The 15,938-nt window shown below is 64.8% G+C and carries 19 protein-coding genes; 18 read left to right on the top strand and 1 reads right to left on the bottom strand.

The features are described 5' to 3' along the window. The first annotated feature begins 232 nt into the window (after nt 1–232). From motA to repC, 6 genes are all read left to right on the top strand, one after another. Nucleotides 233–1,099, top strand: a complete 867-nt coding sequence (gene motA, locus AC6RA4_RS01030; RefSeq protein WP_500156527.1) for a flagellar motor stator protein MotA — start codon at nt 233–235, stop codon at nt 1,097–1,099. After that, nucleotides 1,096–1,365 (top strand): hypothetical protein, encoded by a 270-nt coding sequence (locus AC6RA4_RS01025; protein WP_500156525.1) that lies wholly within the window; start codon nt 1,096–1,098, stop codon nt 1,363–1,365. The genes motA and AC6RA4_RS01025 overlap by 4 nt, the downstream gene beginning before the upstream one ends. Then, entirely contained in the window at nt 1,355–1,783 is a 429-nt protein-coding gene (locus tag AC6RA4_RS01020) for a flagellar export protein FliJ (protein WP_500156523.1), read from the top strand. The genes AC6RA4_RS01025 and AC6RA4_RS01020 overlap by 11 nt, the downstream gene beginning before the upstream one ends. A gap of 157 nt (nt 1,784–1,940) precedes the next feature. Next, the gene (repA, locus tag AC6RA4_RS01015; protein ID WP_500156521.1) at nt 1,941–3,116 is read left to right on the top strand and encodes a plasmid partitioning protein RepA; all 1,176 of its coding nucleotides are present in this window, start codon (nt 1,941–1,943) and stop codon (nt 3,114–3,116) included. Further along, nucleotides 3,116–4,063 (top strand): plasmid partitioning protein RepB, encoded by a 948-nt coding sequence (repB, locus tag AC6RA4_RS01010; RefSeq protein ID WP_500156519.1) that lies wholly within the window; start codon nt 3,116–3,118, stop codon nt 4,061–4,063. Before repA ends, repB begins: the two co-directional genes overlap by 1 nt. Nucleotides 4,064–4,255: 192 nt before the next feature. Further along, nucleotides 4,256–5,422, top strand: a complete 1,167-nt coding sequence (repC, locus tag AC6RA4_RS01005) for a plasmid replication protein RepC (protein WP_500156517.1) — start codon at nt 4,256–4,258, stop codon at nt 5,420–5,422. Nucleotides 5,423–5,478: 56 nt separating this feature from the next. Here repC and fliI read toward each other — a convergent pair whose 3' ends face one another. Continuing rightward, nucleotides 5,479–6,825 carry a flagellar protein export ATPase FliI gene (gene fliI, locus AC6RA4_RS01000; protein WP_500156515.1) on the bottom strand — a complete coding sequence of 449 codons (1,347 nt, stop codon included), beginning with the start codon at nt 6,823–6,825 and terminating at the stop codon, nt 5,479–5,481. Nucleotides 6,826–6,891: 66 nt separating this feature from the next. Between fliI and flgB the strand changes: the two genes are divergently transcribed. The 12 genes from flgB to AC6RA4_RS00940 all read left to right on the top strand — a co-directional run bounded on the left by flgB (nt 6,892) and on the right by AC6RA4_RS00940 (nt 15,917). Then, the gene (gene flgB / locus AC6RA4_RS00995) at nt 6,892–7,293 is read left to right on the top strand and encodes a flagellar basal body rod protein FlgB (protein ID WP_500156513.1); all 402 of its coding nucleotides are present in this window, start codon (nt 6,892–6,894) and stop codon (nt 7,291–7,293) included. A gap of 11 nt (nt 7,294–7,304) precedes the next feature. After that, the gene (gene flgC / locus AC6RA4_RS00990; protein ID WP_500156511.1) at nt 7,305–7,715 is read left to right on the top strand and encodes a flagellar basal body rod protein FlgC; all 411 of its coding nucleotides are present in this window, start codon (nt 7,305–7,307) and stop codon (nt 7,713–7,715) included. 12 nt (nt 7,716–7,727) lie between these two features. Further along, nucleotides 7,728–8,057: a flagellar hook-basal body complex protein FliE gene (fliE, locus tag AC6RA4_RS00985; RefSeq protein ID WP_500156509.1), complete on the top strand. Its 330-nt coding sequence runs from the start codon at nt 7,728–7,730 to the stop codon at nt 8,055–8,057. Between the two features lie 17 nt (nt 8,058–8,074). Beyond that, on the top strand, nt 8,075–8,344 hold the full coding sequence (locus AC6RA4_RS00980) for a flagellar biosynthetic protein FliQ (RefSeq protein ID WP_500156507.1): 270 nt from the start codon (nt 8,075–8,077) through the stop codon (nt 8,342–8,344). Next, nucleotides 8,344–9,168, top strand: a complete 825-nt coding sequence (locus tag AC6RA4_RS00975) for a lytic transglycosylase domain-containing protein (protein ID WP_500156505.1) — start codon at nt 8,344–8,346, stop codon at nt 9,166–9,168. Before AC6RA4_RS00980 ends, AC6RA4_RS00975 begins: the two co-directional genes overlap by 1 nt. Continuing rightward, nucleotides 9,168–11,264, top strand: coding sequence for a flagellar biosynthesis protein FlhA (gene flhA, locus AC6RA4_RS00970; RefSeq protein WP_500156503.1), 2,097 nt, complete (start codon nt 9,168–9,170; stop codon nt 11,262–11,264). Before AC6RA4_RS00975 ends, flhA begins: the two co-directional genes overlap by 1 nt. A gap of 1 nt (nt 11,265) precedes the next feature. Further along, a complete protein-coding gene (locus AC6RA4_RS00965) occupies nt 11,266–12,021 on the top strand; it encodes a flagellar biosynthetic protein FliR (protein ID WP_500156501.1) in 756 nt (251 codons plus the stop codon). 3 nt (nt 12,022–12,024) lie between these two features. Beyond that, a complete protein-coding gene (gene flhB / locus AC6RA4_RS00960) occupies nt 12,025–13,152 on the top strand; it encodes a flagellar biosynthesis protein FlhB (protein WP_500156499.1) in 1,128 nt (375 codons plus the stop codon). Nucleotides 13,153–13,236: 84 nt separating this feature from the next. Next, a complete protein-coding gene (locus tag AC6RA4_RS00955; RefSeq protein ID WP_500156497.1) occupies nt 13,237–13,464 on the top strand; it encodes an AbrB/MazE/SpoVT family DNA-binding domain-containing protein in 228 nt (75 codons plus the stop codon). Beyond that, nucleotides 13,454–13,849, top strand: coding sequence for a PIN domain-containing protein (locus tag AC6RA4_RS00950; RefSeq protein WP_500156495.1), 396 nt, complete (start codon nt 13,454–13,456; stop codon nt 13,847–13,849). The genes AC6RA4_RS00955 and AC6RA4_RS00950 overlap by 11 nt, the downstream gene beginning before the upstream one ends. Before the next feature lie 135 nt (nt 13,850–13,984). Further along, the gene (locus tag AC6RA4_RS00945) at nt 13,985–14,890 is read left to right on the top strand and encodes a sugar ABC transporter substrate-binding protein (RefSeq protein ID WP_500156493.1); all 906 of its coding nucleotides are present in this window, start codon (nt 13,985–13,987) and stop codon (nt 14,888–14,890) included. Nucleotides 14,891–14,906: 16 nt separating this feature from the next. Further along, nucleotides 14,907–15,917 (top strand): TAXI family TRAP transporter solute-binding subunit, encoded by a 1,011-nt coding sequence (locus tag AC6RA4_RS00940; protein ID WP_500156491.1) that lies wholly within the window; start codon nt 14,907–14,909, stop codon nt 15,915–15,917. Nucleotides 15,918–15,938 lie beyond the last annotated feature (21 nt).

The raw sequence follows: 15,938 nt of genomic DNA, 5'->3' as shown, positions 1-15,938 counted from the left end.
CAAGGCACAGCACAAGCCCGATCTCCTCGGGCCAGTCCTCGAACACACTGCCGAGGTCGGAAGCATCGAAAAAGTAAGCCAGCTTCTCGGCGATCATGGTCTGTTGCCCCAACTGTCCTTCTAATTGCCAATCTATTCTTGTTTATACTTGAAAGAAAGTCAAATTTACTTATGAATTGATATAGATTGCCGGTGTGCCGGCATGGTGACCACAGAGCAGAGACCGCACCCGATGACGATGATACTGGGACTTGCCCTTGTGTTCGGCCTTGTTTTTGGGGGGTTTATGCTCTCCGGCGGCAAGATGGACATCGTGCTGCACGCCCTGCCCTTCGAAGGCATGATGATTGGCGGCGCGGCGCTTGGAGCGTTCGTCATCGCCAACAGTGTCGACGTGATCAAGAAATCCGCAGGCGGCATCGTCAAGGTTCTCAAAGGTCCGCGCTGGAAGGCCAAGGATTACGGCGACCTGCTCAACCTGATGTACGAGCTGACGCGCATCTATAAGGCCAAGGGCATCCTGGCGCTCGACAGCCACATCGAGTCGCCCTCGGACAGCGACATCTTCAACCGCTACCCGCGCATCGCCAGCGACCATTTCGCCATCGACCTGATTCGCGACAGCTTCCGCATGCTGTCGATGCAGTTCGACGACAAATACGCCACCGAGGATGTGATCAATCGCAAGATCAAGAAGCATCACCACGAGTCGCTGGCTTCGGTGCACGCGATCCAGCAGGTCGCCGACGGCCTGCCCGCCATCGGCATCGTCGCGGCGGTTCTGGGCGTGATCAAGACCATGTCTTCGATCGACCAGCCGCCGGAGATCCTCGGCAGCATGATCGGCGGCGCGCTGGTCGGCACGTTCCTCGGCGTGTTCCTGGCCTATTGCATGGTGCAGCCGATCTCCGGCCGCCTGAAGCAGATCGAGGAAGAGGACGGCGCGTTCTACCTGATCATCCGCGACGTCTTTGTCGCCATGGTCTCGGACCACCCGCCGAGCATCTGCGTCGAGATCGGGCGCGGCAACATTCCGACCCGGATGCAGCCCGATTTCTACGAGGTCGAGGCGGCACAGAAAGAGCTGCCTGCGGCATGATCCGCTGGGCCCCCCTGCCCTGTCTTCTGCTCTCTGCCGGGCTCGCCTCGGCCGCAGGCGCGCCTGCGCCGAAAGAGCCCGAAGAGGAAGAGACCAGCTTCACCTCTGCCGCTGTCGGCGGAACGTTCAGCGCCCTGCCGCCTTCGGAATACGGCTTTCCCATCGAGATCCTCGGCCAGATGCGCATCCGTCTTGGCGGCGAACCGCCTGTCACAGAGCCTGTTGTCGAGCAAGCGCCGGAACCGGAGCACTCCGGTGGCCACTGACGCAACCCGCCGCAGACTGCGCGCGCTCGAAGTGATGGAGCGGCTCAAGCGGCTCGATACCGAGCGCGAGGCCCGCAGCACCGCACAGCTGCGCGACCGGATGAACCAGCTCGATTCGGAAAAACAGGCTCTATTGCACCGTCTTTCGGGTGAATCGCGGATCGAGGGCCTCGAAGGTGCTCCCTATCTGGGCCGCTTCATCCGCTCGATCCGTGCCGAGGTGGACCGGATTTCGCATGAAACCTCCAAGCTCGCGCCCGAGGTTTCCGCAGCGGAAGAACGGCTTCGGGCCGCGCTGGCAGAGCAGAAAACCTATGAAATCCTGAGGCTTAAACGCCTTTCTGAAGAGCGCCACGCGCAGAAGAAACGCGAGGCCAAGGACCAGGACGAGCTGTCGCTGCTGCGCTGGAAGCGCTGACAGACCCTGTTTCCGCTTAGTGTCTACGGAAATCGCAGACACTAGATATTGCAGAAAAATCTTGCCCGAATCCGTAAACGAAGGCATTCAATTACGGAGAAACTCCAACAATACTAAAATAAGCGTAACAAACGCTTGTGGCACGAGGGCAGAATAGATGACACGACAGGACCGGATCGACCTTCTTGTGGGCGATCACGCGGCCAGATTGTCGGAGAGGCTGCAGGCGCACCGCGCCCAGCTCTTTCCCCCGCACGCGCGCAAGGAGTTGCGCAAGTTCACCTCCGGCGAGGTCGCAGCACTGCTTGGCGTCAAGGACGCCTACCTGCGCAAGCTGCATCTCGACGGCAAGGGCCCCGAGGTCGAGATCCGCGGCAATGGCCGCCGCTTTTATGCCCCCTCCGACATCGCCGAGCTGCGCAAGTTTCTCGAGAAAGGCGCCAAGGCGCCGGGAACCTACCTGCCCGGGCGGCGCGAGGGCGACCATCTCCAGGTCATCACGGTGATCAATTTCAAGGGCGGCTCGGGCAAGACCACGACAGCCGCCCATTTGGCACAGAAGGCGGCGCTCGATGGCTACCGCGTGCTGGCCATCGACCTCGACCCGCAGGCCTCGTTCTCGGCCCTGCATGGCTACCAGCCCGAGTTCGACATGATCGATGGCGGCACGCTTTACGACGCGATCCGCTACGACGATCCGGTCGCCATGCGCGACGTGATCCAGAAGACCTATTTCCACGATCTCGACATCGTGCCGGGCAATCTCGACCTGATGGAATTCGAGCACGAAACGCCCCGCGCGCTGGCGGAGCGCTCTGGCGAGATGTTCTTTACCCGGGTCGGCGACAAGCTTGCCGAGGTGCAGGACGATTACGACCTCGTCATCATGGATTGCCCGCCGCAGCTGGGCTTTTTGACCATGTCGGCGCTGTCCGCGGCGACTGCGGTCCTGGTGACGGTCCACCCGCAGATGCTCGACGTGATGTCGATGTGCCAGTTCCTGCTGATGACCTCGAACCTTCTGGGCGTGGTCAGCGAGGCCGGCGGCGACATGAGCTATGACTGGATGCGCTACGTCGTGACCCGCTACGAGCCGGGCGACGGGCCGCAGAACCAGATGGTCAGTTTCATGCGCTCGATGTTCGGCGAATACGTGCTGAACCATCCGGTGCTGAAATCGACCGCGATTTCCGACGCCGGCATCACCAAGCAGACGCTCTACGAGGTGGAAAAGAGCCAGTTCACCCGCTCGACCTATGAGCGGGCGATGGAGAGCCTCGATGCCGCGAATGGCGAGATCCTCGATCTCGTACAGAAAAGCTGGGGGCGCTGATGGCACGCAAGGATCTTCTCAAAAGCCTGATGGGCGATGCGCCCGCGCCAAGCCCCGAGACGACCGACGCCGCCGCCCCGCGACAGGCCCGCTACAGCAAAGGCGCCATCGGCGCGGTCAGCCAGTCGATCGCGCAGCTCAAGAGCCGCGCCATGGTCGAGGTCTCCGCCAGCCAGATCGAGGATGGCGGCCTGCAGGACCGTCTTGGCGAGGATCCGGCCGAGCATGAACGGCTCAAGGCCTCGCTGGCGGAATACGGCCAGCAGGTTCCCGTGCTCTTGCGCCATGTCGAAGGCAGCGAGGACCGTTTTCAGGTGGTCTATGGTCGCCGCCGGGTCGCGGCGCTGCGTGATCTCGGCCTGCCGGTCAAGGCGATGGTCCGCGATCTCTCGGATCGCGACCTGATCATCGCGCAGGGACAGGAAAACGCCGCCCGGCGCGATCTGAGCTTCATCGAGAAGGCCAATTTCGCGCGCCAGATGCGCGATGAAGGCTTCGAGCGCAAGATCATCTGCGACGCGCTGCACATCGACAAGACGGTGATCAGCCGGATGCTGAGCGTTGCCGACACGGTGCCGCAGGTGCTGATCGAGGCCATCGGCCCGGCACCCTCGGCCGGGCGCGACCGCTGGCGCAAGCTCGCCGACTCGCTGAGCGCGGGCGGGTTTTCACCGGATCGCGTCGCCAACGCCCTGACCGGCACGAATTCCGACGCGCGGTTCGAGGATGCGCTGCGCATCGTCACCCGTCAGCCCGCCAAGACCGCCCCTGCCCCGGCCCCTGAACAAGAGCTGCGTGGCGAGAGCGGGCGCATTGGTCGGGCGAAGAAATCGGGGAGGAAAACGGTGCTGACCTTTGACGCCGCCGAAGCCCAGGGCTTCGAAGACTGGCTCATCGACAACATCGAAGAGATCCACCGCAACTGGCGCAGCCAGACCGGCGAATAAGGGCGGAAGCCCCGAGGAAACCGAGCAGCAACAGGAGGCACAACACGGCAGAACCAAAGAAAAAGCCCCCCAGGACATAACATCCCGAGAGGCCTGATTTCGTTTTCGCACCTCGAATTTAGCCCCTTTTGTTGACAGCTGTCAACGCCGTGTGAGTCCGGCGGCCAGAAAAGTTTTGCCCCGTGAAACGATATGCAGAGACTGACAACGACGTCCTTCGGACGGCGGCCGGTGACGGCTGCCCAACTGGAGGCGGTGGCCCGGCTCGACCGCCCTGCCCCGCTGTCTTCCATCGACAAATGGGAGCTTCTCACGCAACTGACCTCGGCCCGCGAGGCCTATGAGCTCTCCGACCGGACGCTGCGGGTTCTCGCCGTGCTTCTCGGCGTACATCGCGAGCGCGAGCTGACCGATGGCGCACCGCTGATCGTCTACGCCTCGAACGCCACGCTCTGCGAGCGTGCCCACGGGATGCCGGAAAGCACCCTGCGGCGGCACCTCGCGGCGTTGGTCCAAAGCGGCCTCATCGCCCGTCATGACAGTCCGAACGGCAAACGGTACCAGCGCCGGGACGCCTCGGGCGCCGTGGTGCGCGCCTATGGGTTCGATCTTCGCCCGCTGCTGCTGCGCGCCGGTGAAATCGCCCACCATGCACGCGCCGCCGAGATCCAGCGCGCCGAGATCGCCCTGCTCCGCGAAGAGGTTGTGCTGCTTGTGCGCGACGCCTCGGAGCTTGCTCAGCTCGGACGCGCCTCTGAGCTCGACGAAGAACTCGACGCCATCGAAGACGCCGTGATCCTCGTCAAGCGCCACCTGCGCCGCAAGCTCGGGCTCGATGAGCTTGGCCAGATCCGCGCCCGTCTTCAGCCCCTTGTCACAGACCTTGTGGACAAGCTCACCCCCGAGGTCGAGGACACCGAGACTCTCACGCCTGAAATGATCACCTCGGACAGTCAAAATGAGCGGCACATACAGGTTTCAGATAAGACTCTTATTGATCTGAAAGAGCACGCTGCGGACAAACCGGACACTCGGCGCAGTCAGAAGGCGCTCAACCCCATTCTCAGCGCCTGTCCCGACATCCTGCCATATGCAGAGAAAACCGTGTCCGATTGGGGAAGCTTCGTGCATCTCATGGCCCGTGTCGCGCCAATGGCCGGGGTCGATGCAGCGACATGGCACGAGGCATGTCGGGCGATGGGACCCCAAGATGCCGCGACCACGCTGGCCGGGATCGTTCAGAATATCGGAAATATCCGGTCGCCGGGCGCGTATCTTCGCAGCTTGTCACGGAAAGCACGGGAAGGTGGGTTCACCCCGGATGCGATGATCTCGAGCCTTCAGAGGAAGGCGGCATGATCGCGCGGGCAGGGGCCGAGTTGACAGCTGTCAACTTGACGGCCCCTTGCCAATGGTTAGTCGTTGGAGACCTTGATCCCGGCCTCGGTCAGGCAAGCGAGGATGCCTTCGAAGGTTTCGGATGACTCCATCGCATCGCGCTTGCCTTGGCGGAGCAGATCCTCGAGCGGTTGGAACAGCTTGATCGCGGCGTCGACCTCGGCATCACTGCCCGGGCGATAGGCGCCGATGCGGATGAGTTCTTCCATGTCGGCATAGCGGGCGACGGCACGGCGAGCGGCTCGGTAGATCGCGTATTCCTCGGGCGCGTGGCAATCGGGCAGCATCCGCGAAATCGAACGCAGCAGGTTGACCGCCGGGAACCTTCCCTGTTCGGCGATACGGCGATCGAGCACGATATGACCGTCCATGATGCCACGGACCGCGTCGGCGATGGGGTCGTCCATGTCGTCGCCATCGACCAGAACCGTGTAGAGCGCGGTGATGTCACCCGCCTCGCCGCTGCCCGGTCCGGCGCGCTCCATCATCCTCGGCAGCTCGGCGAAGGTGGTCGGCGGATAGCCCTTGGCGGTGGGCGGCTCGCCCCCCGCAAGACCGATCTCGCGCTGCGCCATGGCGAAGCGGGTCACGCTGTCGAGCAGGAGAAGAACCTGCTTGCCCTGATCGCGGAAATGCTCGGCCACGGCCGTCGCGGTCCAGGCGGCCTGACGGCGCATCAGCGGCGGCTCGTCGCCGGTAGAGACGACGACCACGGCGCGGGCCAGACCCTCTTCGCCAAGGTCGTCCTGCAGGAAGTCCTGCACCTCGCGGCCTCGTTCGCCGACCAGACCCACGACGATCACATCCGCCTGGGCATTGCGCGCCAGCATCGCCATCATCGTCGACTTGCCGACACCGGAGCCCGAGAACACGCCCATGCGCTGGCCGCGGCAGAGCGGCGCGAAGACGTCCATCACCTTGAGCCGGGTTGCCAGCCGTTCGCCCACGCGGCGGCGGGTGAAGGCCGGAGGCGGGGAGGCGCGCAGCGCGCGGGGCGTGTCTCCCTCGGGCAGGCGCCCCTTGCCGTCGAGCGGCTGTCCCAGGGCGTTCACCACGCGGCCGATCCAGGCATCGTCCGGGCGCAGCTCGGCGCCGGAATGGGTGACCGCGACGGGATCGCCGGTGCGCACACCGTCCCAGCTTCCGAAGGGCAGAAGCTTGGTTCCGTTCTCATCGATGCCCACCACCTCGGCCAGAACCGGGCCGTTGGCACCCTGCACCACGCAATGCGCGCCGATGCCCACGGCACGCTCGAGTCCGGAGACGGTGAGCACGAGCCCCAGCGCCGACGTGACCTGCCCGGTTATACTTGCCCGTTCTATGGTCCGTGTAAGGCTAGAAAGCTCTGAAAAGGCTGTATGCATGGTTCTATCCATTGCTAAGCAAGATTTATTCATGCTATCTTTGATTGAGACAAAAGGAAACTGTTCATGAAGCTTGGTGGAATGTCCTTTTTTCAGCTAGCCTCACAGCGCATGACGTGGCTGGGAGCCCGTCAGGCTGTGATCTCTGAAAATGTCGCGAATGCCGATACGCCGAACTACAAGGCGAAGAAGGTGAGCGGCTTTGATGCGATGCTCGAGAATGCCGACTCGACGCAGGGGCTGAAGGTCACCGACACCAAGCACATCACCAGCAGTGGCGCCGCGCCGAACGGGGTCCGGGTGACCGCCGACGAGACCGCGTGGGAGGGCAGCATCGACGGCAACACCGTGGCGCTCGAACAGCAGACCATCGACGCGGCGGAAGTTGCCGGCAGCTACCGGCTTGCCGCCGAGCTTTACCGCAAGGGGCACAGCCTCCTGACCATCGCGGTCACCGGCGTGAGATAAGAGGGCAGGGCATGGATACGCTCAAGACAGTTCTTTCCGTGGCGGCAAGCGGCATGCGGGCGCAGGGCGAGCGGCTCAAGGTCGTCTCGGAAAACGTCGCCAACGCCAGCTCGACGGGCAATTCGGACGGCGAGGATCCCTATCGCCGCAAGATCATCTCGTTTCAGGAAATGGTCGATCACGGGACCGGCGCCTCGATGGTCGAGGTCGAGGGCATCCGCCGCGACGATGCCGATTTCCAACTCTCCTACGACCCGTCGCACCCGGCCGCCGATGAGGACGGTTTTGTGAAGGTGTCGAACGTCAACACCATCCTCGAGATGAGCAACATGCGTGAAGCCTCGCGCAGCTACCAGGCCAACCTGAACATGTTCGAGACCGGACGCAGCATGCGCTCCCAGCTTCTCGACCTGCTGAAATAAGACTGAAGATCCATGGCAACTGAAACCAACTCCTTCCTGTCGGTCAATGCTGCGTCGGGGGCCTACCGCGCCTCGCGCGACATGGCGGCCGAACCCGTCGCTGCCGCCATTCCCGACGAGACCAAGCCGAGCTTTGCCGATATGGTGGCCCAGGCTGGCTCCGACGCGGTGCAGACCATCCGCGAGGCCGAAGCCACGGCGCAGACCGGCCTGCGCGGCAATGCCGACACTCAGGCGGTGGTCGAGGCGACGCTCGAGCTCGACTCGACGGTCAAGGTCGCCGTTTCGGTGCGTGACAAGCTGGTCGAGGCCTACCAGGAAATCATCCGCATGCCGATCTGACCGGAGGGGAGGCGGTCGTGAACGAGAGCGATACCTACACGATCCTGTCCGACGCCTTCCTCGCGGTGCTTTACGGCGCCGGTCCGATCATGGCCATCGCGCTGGTCGTGGGCCTGATCATCGCGTTCTTCCAGGCCCTGACCCAGATTCAGGAGATGACGCTGACCTTCGTGCCCAAGATCGTGGCGATCTTTGTGGGCCTACTGGCGTTCACGCCGCTGATGTACGCGGTGGTCAAGCGGCTCTCTGACCGCACCTTCGATCTGATCATCAGCGGGGGGCTGTGATGCGTGGCCTGCGGATCCTTTTGATGTTGCTGGCGCTTCTGGCGGGGCAGGGGGCTCTGGCGGACTGGAGCAACTTCTACCGTCCGTCCGAGCGCGTGGCGCAGCCGCCGCAGGCTCTGGGGCCGCGCAACACCGGCAATCCGGCGGGGGTCTGCATCCACGAAATCCTGCGCGCGCAGTTGCGCCACGAGATCCCCGGTAACCTGCTTCTGGGCATCGGGCTGCAGGAAAGCGGCATGATGCACGAGGGCGAGCTGACGATCTGGCCCTGGGTCGCGAACGCCGATGGCGACGGGCGTTACTTCGACACCCCGGCCTCTGCCGCAAGCTGGGTGCGTGCGCGTCAGGCGGCGGGCGTCGAGTCGATCGACGTCGGCTGCATGCAGGTGAACCTGCGCTGGCATCCCGATGCCTTTTCCCAGCTCGAAGAGGGGTTCGACCCCGAGCGCAATGTCGAGTACGCGGCGCGCTTTCTGGTGAAGCTCTACCAGCGCACCGGAGACTGGATCGAGGCGGCGGGGCATTACCACTCGGCGACCGAAGTCCATCAGGGCGCCTATCTCGACCGGCTCAAGCAGAATGTCGCCATCGCCAACGAGCGTCTCGATATCTTCCGCCAGCTTGCCGCCTCCGGCAGCGGAGGCGGGGCAGGGGGGCTTGGCCTTGCGTCCGCGGCGGCGGTCGCCAGCGCGCCCTTGCCCTCCGGGCATTTCTGGACCTCCGACATGACCCTCCGTTCCGGCGCCGCTGACAGCGGCGCCCGCAGCCTTTTCGGGCGCGAGACGCTCTCGCCCGTACTGCCCGCATTCCGAAAGATGTTCTGATGGCCGTGACCGATCCCGCCTCCAAACAATCGCTGCCGGGCTGGCTGAGCCGGGGCCACGGCAACCGCGATATCGGCTTTGCCATCGCGGTGACGCTGATCCTCGCGGTGCTCTTCGTGCCGCTGCCCGCCGCGGTGCTCGATTTCGGTCTGGCCGTCTCGCTCTCGGTCTCCGTGCTGGTGCTGATGGTGGCTCTGTGGATTCCGAAGCCTCTGGAATTCAACAGCTTTCCCACGCTGCTTCTTGTCGTCACCATGCTGCGCCTGTCGCTCAACGTGGCCTCCACGCGGCTCATCCTGTCCGAGGGCCATACCGGCCCAAGCGCCGCCGGCGGAGTGATCGAGGGCTTCTCGCGCTTCATCGTCTCGGGCAATTTCATCATCGGGATCGTGGTCTTTGCGATCCTCGTGGTGATCAACTTCGTGGTCATCACCAAGGGTTCGACCCGGATCGCAGAGGTTTCGGCCCGCTTCTCGCTCGACTCGATGCCGGGCAAGCAGATGGCGATCGACGCGGATCTCGGCGCCGGCATCATCGACGAGGAACAGGCCCGCGCCCGCCGCAAGGAGATCGAGGACGAAAGCGGGTTTTTCGGCGCCATGGACGGTGCCTCGAAATTCGTTCGCGGCGATGCGGTGGCGGGGATCATCATCACCCTGATCAACGTCATCGGCGGCATCCTGATCGGCGTGGCGCAGCATGGCCTGTCGCTCTCGGAAGCGGCCGATTTCTACACCGTGCTGACCATCGGCGACGGGCTTGTGACGCAGGTTCCCGCGCTGATCGTGTCGCTCGCGGCGGGCCTCATCGTGACCAAGGGCGGCACCGAGGGCGCCGCCAACGAGGCGGTGCTGGGGCAGCTGTCGAAATTCCCCAAGGCGCTGTTCATGGCGTCGATGCTGCTCTTTGGCATCGGCCTCTTGCCCGGATTTCCGAGCCTGATCTTCACCGGGCTGGCGGTTCTGATGACCTTCCTGGGCATGATGGTGATGCGACAGGCCGAAGCCGTGCGCGTCTCGGCCGACCGCGCCGAGGCCGCCAAGCAGCGCGCCGAAGCGGCGGCGCCCGAGGACAACATCAAGGACACGCTCAAGCTCGACGGTCTGCGGCTCGAGCTGGGGCAGTCGCTGGTGCCGCTGATCTCCAACAGCGACGCGGCGCTGGCGGGCAAGATCAAGAGCCTGCGCAACCTCTTCGCCCGCGAGTTCGGCTTCGTGCTGCCCTCGGTGCGGATCAAGGACGAGCCGATGCTGCCGGGCCAGACCTATGCGCTCATGGTGCAGGGGGTCGAGGTGGCCCGCGGCGAGGTGCGCCCGGCTGGTTTCATGGTGGTCAACCCCGGCGATTGCGGCCTGCCCGGCGAGCGCGGCAAGGATCCGACCTTCGGACTGGAGGCGCTCTGGGTCGATGCCGCGACCGGCCCCAAGGCCGAGGCGATGGGCCTGACCGTGGTCGACCCCGAAAGCGTCATCATCACCCACCTGACCGAGGTGGTGAAAGAGCACCTGCCCGAGCTGATGACCTATGGCGCGACCCAGACCCTGATCGAGGGGCTCGACCGCGAGTACCAGAAGCTGGTCAGCGACATCCCGGGCAACGCGCCGATGGTGCTGGTGCAGCACGTGCTTCAGAACCTGCTGGCCGAGCGTGTCTCGATCCGCAACCTGCCGCTGATCGTCGAATCCATTGCCGAGGCCAAGCGCACGACCTCGAGCGTGACCCAGATCACCGAAGCCGTGCGGCGGCGCCTGTCGAACCAGATCTGCAAGTCCCTGGTCGACGACAACGGGTTCATCTCGGTGATTTCGATGTCGCCCGCCTGGGAGAAGGAATTCCTCGAGGCACTGCGCGTCAGCGGCGACGAGCGCAATTTCGTCATGTCGCCGCAACGGGTGCAGGAATTCGTGCTTCAGGCCCGCCGCGAGATCCAGAAGTTCGCCGAGCAGGACCAGTGGCCGGCGCTGCTGGTCAGCCCCGAAGTGCGCAGCTTCGTGCGCTCCATGCTCGAGCGGGTGAGCCCGATGACCGTGGTGCTGTCGCACAACGAGATCCACCGCAAGACCGCCCTGCGCACCGTGGCGACCGTGGGCCAGTAGCATGAACCTCGCCGCGCTCATCAGTGTCGAGTTCCTCGGTGTGGCGCTGGTCTTCGCGCGGCTCGGCGGGATGCTGATGTTCGTGCCCGGCCTTGGCGAGAACTTCATCCCGGTGCGCCACCGGCTGGCCTTTGCCGTGCTGTTGTCGCTGGCGCTCTACCCGGCAGTGCCGCAGGGGCCGGTCTCGCTCGACGCGCCGGGGCCGCTGATCGCGGCGCTCGGCATCGAGCTGACGCTGGGGATCTGGATTGGCGTGACCTCGCGCATCCTGCTCAGCGCGCTGGAATTCGCGGGCTACCAGATCGGGCTGGTCTCGGGCCTTTCAAACGCGTTTTCGCCGCAGCTCGGCTCGTTCGAAGGCTCGACGCTGATCTCGACCGGGCTGATGCTGGGCGGTGTGGCGGTGATCTTTGCCACCGACCTTCATCACCTGATCATCGGCGCCATGGTGATGAGCTACGAGATGTTCCCGCCGGGCCAGATCCTGCCCTCGGACCTGGCCCAGCAAATCGTCAAGGCGGTGTCGCAGAGCTTCTATCTCGGCCTGTCTCTGGCGGCGCCGTTCTATGTCATGGGTCTGCTTGTGAACCTTGGCATGGGACTGGCCTCGCGCATGATGCCGTCGCTGCCGGTATTCTTCGTCGCCGCCCCCGTGCTGATCGCCGCGGGGCTTCTGGTGCTGGTCATGGCCACCCCGGTGATGCTGCGCGAATTCGCTGAACGGTTCGGCGAATGGCTCGGCGTGATGGTGTTCTAGACCATGGCGGACCAGGACGAGGACAAGGACAACAAGACCGAAGAGCCGACAGAGCGAAAGCTACGAAAGGCGCGCGAGAAAGGCGACGTTGCCTCTTCCAAGGAAGCCGGCAACGTCATGGCGATGCTGTCGCTTTTCGCGATCACCGCCTTCGTGCTGCCCACTGTTTCGGCGCCGCTGGCGGGGGTCTTCCGCAACGTGCTCGAGAGCGCCGGGCAGATCCATATCGGCACCGATCTCACCGGGTTGCGCGACCTCGGCGGGGTGAGCTGGAAGGTGCTGCGCGGCGTTGGCATCCTGCTCGGGCCGCTGATGGTGCTGATGGTGGTCGGCGCGCTGGCAGGGGTGGCGCTGCAGGGCGAGGTGGTCGTCGCCTCCGAGCGGATGAAGCCGAAATGGTCCAAGATCTCGCCCATGGCAGGGTTCAAGCGGCTGTTCTCGGTCGCCGCCTTCGTCGAGTTCTTCAAGAGCGTCACCAAGGTGCTTCTGGTCGGGGTGATCGCCGGCTGGGTGGTGCTTCACGCGGTCGGACAGATCTGGCAGACGCAGGGCCTGTTGCCCGAGATGGTGACCGATTTCGTGCGCGCCGAGGCCTCGCGGATGCTGCTCATCACGCTGGCGCTGGTCAGCGTGATCGCGGTGGCCGACATCCTGTGGAAACGCTTCGATCACCGCCGCAAGCAGCGCATGTCGATGAAAGAGATCAAGGACGAGATCAAGGAGACCGAGGGTGATCCGCTGATCCGCTCCAAGCGCATGAGCATCCGCCGCGAGCGGGCGCGGCAGCGCCTTGCCCAGGCGGTGCCGCGCGCGACCGTGGTGCTGACCAACCCGACCCATTTCGCGGTGGCGCTGAAATACGAAAACGGCGTCGACATGGCGCCGGTCTGCGTCGCCAAGGGCGCCGACCTTATGGCGGCGCGGATCCGCGAGCTGGCGCAGGAGCACGAGGTTCCGATGATCGAGAACCGCCCGCTCGCCCGCGCGCTTTTTGACGTGGCCGAGATTGATCGCCAGATCCCGGTCGAGCACTGGGAGGCGGTGGCCGCCATCATCGGATACATCCTCGATCTCGAGCGCAACATCCGCCGCGCCCCGCCGGAGGGCTCGAGCCTGCGCGAAGAGGCATAGCGCCGCGCGAGGCGGGGGAGGGTTGAGAAACCGCTGCGTTGGATATACATTGGCCACTGTATATCCAAACCGGAGGAGATCACCATGCAGGTCGCAAAATGGGGCAACTCGCTTGCCGTGAGGCTGCCCGCCGAACTCGTCCGCAAGCTCGGGCTCAAGGAAGGCGACGAGATCGACCTCACCGCCGGTGAGGCCGGGCTCGCGGTCACGCGCCACGCGCGCCCCGACGAGGTGCTGGGCGGTCTGCGGCGGTTCCGGGGCCGGCTCGCGGCGGCGGACCGGCTGAGCCGTGACGCCGCGCATGAGCGCTGAGTTCCTCGACACCAACGTCATCCTCTACCTGCTCGACGACGGCGCCAAGGCGGACCGCGCCGAGGCGCTGCTGCTGCGCGGCCCGCGCATCAGCGTGCAGGTGCTGAACGAGGCGCTGGTGAACTGCCGCCGCAAGGCGGGGATGGACTGGGACGAGGCGGGCACCTTTCTCACCGGCATCGAGCAACTCTGTACCGTCGAGGATCTCACGCCACGCACCCATGCGGTCGGGCGCGCGCTGGCCGAGCGCTACCGGCTCTCGGTCTACGACTCGATGATCGTCGCGGCGGCGCTTCTGTCGGGCTGCACCACGCTCTATTCCGAGGACATGCAGTCGGGCCTGCTGGTCGAGGGCCAGCTGCGCATCGTGAACCCCTTCCTCTGAGTGGCCGCCAAGGGCTATCGCCTTCGCTTATGGCTCCATTGCTATTTCGTTTTTCGTCTCGGTCATCGCTTGCGCGTAATGTGAGGGCGAAGGCTGCGGTCGGACCGTGGCAAGGCACCGAACGGAAAGACCAGAATGGCGAAGCGCATCGTCTGCATCACGAAGAACGGGACCAACCCCGCCTACGAGGGCGCGCGTGTCGGCGCGCGCCGCATCGCCGAAGCCGCCGGGGTCGATATGGTCTCGCTATACCCCACCACGCCGGACGATCCGGTAGAACAGGCTGCGCTGCTCGAAGGTGCGCTCGCCGCGGCCCCCGATGCGATCATGATCTCGGTCACCGATGCGGAGGCGCTCGATCCGCTGCTTCTCAAGGCGCGGTCGCGCGGCATCCCGGTGGTCTCCTTCGTCAGCCGCTCGCGGGCGGTGGCGCCGGAGTGCTTTGTCACCTCCGACAATTTCGCCCTTGCCGAGGTCATCGCCGAGCGGCTCTTTGCTGAGCTTGGCGGGCAGGGCCGGGTGGCGCTGATCGAGGGCAACCCGGCCTCGGAAACCAGCCCGCCGCGCACCGAAGGGTTCCTCGCCGCGATGGCGAAGGCGCCGGGGATCATGCTTGCAGGCCAGGCGGTCGGGCTTTACCAGCGCGAGCCCGCCCGCGCCGCGATGGCCGGGCTGCTTGACGCAGGGCCGGCCCCCGACGGCGTGCTGGTGGCCAATGATTTCATGGCGCTCGGCGTCATCGACGCGCTGAAGGCCGCCGGCCTCTCGGTGCCGGTGGTGAGCGTCAACGCCATGCCGCAGGCGGTCGAGGCGCTGCGCGCCGGCGATCTGCTGGCGACCGCCGCCTTCGACGCGATGAAGATCGCCTGCGCCGCGACCATGGCGACGCTGCGGCTGATCGACGGCCAGAGCGTCCCGTCCGAGATCACGCTTCCGGTCGACATCGTCGACCGCAACAACTGTGCCCCTTGGGGAGAGGGGTACGAAGACCGGCCTCTGCCGGATTGGCAAGAGGTCACGGCCGCCGAACCGGCGGTCTGACAACAGGGAGGAAACCATGAACATCTTGAAAACCGCTGCTGCGGCAGCGCTGGGTCTTGTCGTTGCCACGCAGGCGATGGCGCAGGACACCCGCGATTACCTGATCTCGACCGCCGGTACCGGCGGCTCGTTCTACCCGGTCGGCGTTGGCATCGCGACGCTGGTCAAGCTCAAGCTCGGCACCCGGCCCGAGAACAAGATCAACCTTTCGGCGCTGACCTCGCAGGGCTCTTTCGACAACGTCAACATCCTCTCGGACGGCCGCGCCGAGTTCGGCATCATCCAGTCGCTGATGACCGATTTCGGCTATCACGGCACCAACGATTTCGAGGGCGAGCCGCGCGAGAACCTGCGCGCCGTCTCGGCGCTGATGTTCAACACCAACCAGTTCATCACCTTCAACGACAAGGCCCCCACCGGCACGATCAGCGATATCCTCGCCATGGAGGGTGAGAAGGTCGTGCTCGGCGCCAAGAACTCGGGCGGGCTGCTGGAATACCGCATGTTCATCCAGAAGCTCGGCGCGCCCAAGGGCGAGGGCTTCTTCGACGAGAGCTACATGGGCTTCCGCCAGCGCGCCGAGGCGCTGATCAACGGCAATCTCGACGGCATCAACCTGACTTCCGGCGTGCCGAACTCGTCGGTGACGCTGGCGATGTCGAGCCTGCAGGGCAAGGTGAAGCTCCTGGGCTTCAGCGACGAGGAGCTGGCCAAGGTGACCGACGGCACCGTCTGGGGCCCCTACACCATTCCCGCCGGCACCTATCCCGGACAGGACGAGGCCGTGCAGACCGTGGCGCAGCCGAACCTGCTGGTGAGCACCGCCGATGTCCCCGAGGATGTGGTCTACGAGATCACCAAGGCGATGTACGAGAACCTGCCCTTCCTGCAGAGCGTGCACGGCTCGCTCAAGGACATGATGCTCGAGAACGCGATGAAGGGCATCACCATCCCGCTGCATCCCGGCGCGGTGCGTTACTACGAGGAGGTCGGGCTGACCGTTCCCGAGCATCTCCTGCCGTCCTGAGCAGGAGCAGGGGAGGGCAAC

The organism is Salipiger sp. (genome assembly GCF_059781815.1).
This window is presented reverse-complemented; position numbering and strand designations above follow the sequence as displayed.

Excerpts from the sequence above, each read along its gene's own strand:
- flgB (WP_500156513.1), top strand. The coding sequence starts at position 6,892 with ATGAAGCTTGGTGGAATGTCCTTTTTTCAGCTAGCCTCACAGCGCATG.
- AC6RA4_RS00945 (WP_500156493.1), top strand. The coding sequence starts at position 13,985 with ATGGCGAAGCGCATCGTCTGCATCACGAAGAACGGGACCAACCCCGCC.
- fliI (WP_500156515.1), bottom strand. The coding sequence starts at position 6,825 with ATGCATACAGCCTTTTCAGAGCTTTCTAGCCTTACACGGACCATAGAA.
- repC (WP_500156517.1), top strand. The coding sequence starts at position 4,256 with ATGCAGAGACTGACAACGACGTCCTTCGGACGGCGGCCGGTGACGGCT.
- motA (WP_500156527.1), top strand. The coding sequence starts at position 233 with ATGACGATGATACTGGGACTTGCCCTTGTGTTCGGCCTTGTTTTTGGG.
- AC6RA4_RS00965 (WP_500156501.1), top strand. The coding sequence starts at position 11,266 with ATGAACCTCGCCGCGCTCATCAGTGTCGAGTTCCTCGGTGTGGCGCTG.
- flhA (WP_500156503.1), top strand. The coding sequence starts at position 9,168 with ATGGCCGTGACCGATCCCGCCTCCAAACAATCGCTGCCGGGCTGGCTG.
- repA (WP_500156521.1), top strand. The coding sequence starts at position 1,941 with ATGACACGACAGGACCGGATCGACCTTCTTGTGGGCGATCACGCGGCC.
- AC6RA4_RS00950 (WP_500156495.1), top strand. The coding sequence starts at position 13,454 with ATGAGCGCTGAGTTCCTCGACACCAACGTCATCCTCTACCTGCTCGAC.
- AC6RA4_RS00955 (WP_500156497.1), top strand. The coding sequence starts at position 13,237 with ATGCAGGTCGCAAAATGGGGCAACTCGCTTGCCGTGAGGCTGCCCGCC.
- flgC (WP_500156511.1), top strand. The coding sequence starts at position 7,305 with ATGGATACGCTCAAGACAGTTCTTTCCGTGGCGGCAAGCGGCATGCGG.
- repB (WP_500156519.1), top strand. The coding sequence starts at position 3,116 with ATGGCACGCAAGGATCTTCTCAAAAGCCTGATGGGCGATGCGCCCGCG.
- AC6RA4_RS00975 (WP_500156505.1), top strand. The coding sequence starts at position 8,344 with ATGCGTGGCCTGCGGATCCTTTTGATGTTGCTGGCGCTTCTGGCGGGG.
- flhB (WP_500156499.1), top strand. The coding sequence starts at position 12,025 with ATGGCGGACCAGGACGAGGACAAGGACAACAAGACCGAAGAGCCGACA.
- AC6RA4_RS00940 (WP_500156491.1), top strand. The coding sequence starts at position 14,907 with ATGAACATCTTGAAAACCGCTGCTGCGGCAGCGCTGGGTCTTGTCGTT.
- AC6RA4_RS01025 (WP_500156525.1), top strand. The coding sequence starts at position 1,096 with ATGATCCGCTGGGCCCCCCTGCCCTGTCTTCTGCTCTCTGCCGGGCTC.
- fliE (WP_500156509.1), top strand. The coding sequence starts at position 7,728 with ATGGCAACTGAAACCAACTCCTTCCTGTCGGTCAATGCTGCGTCGGGG.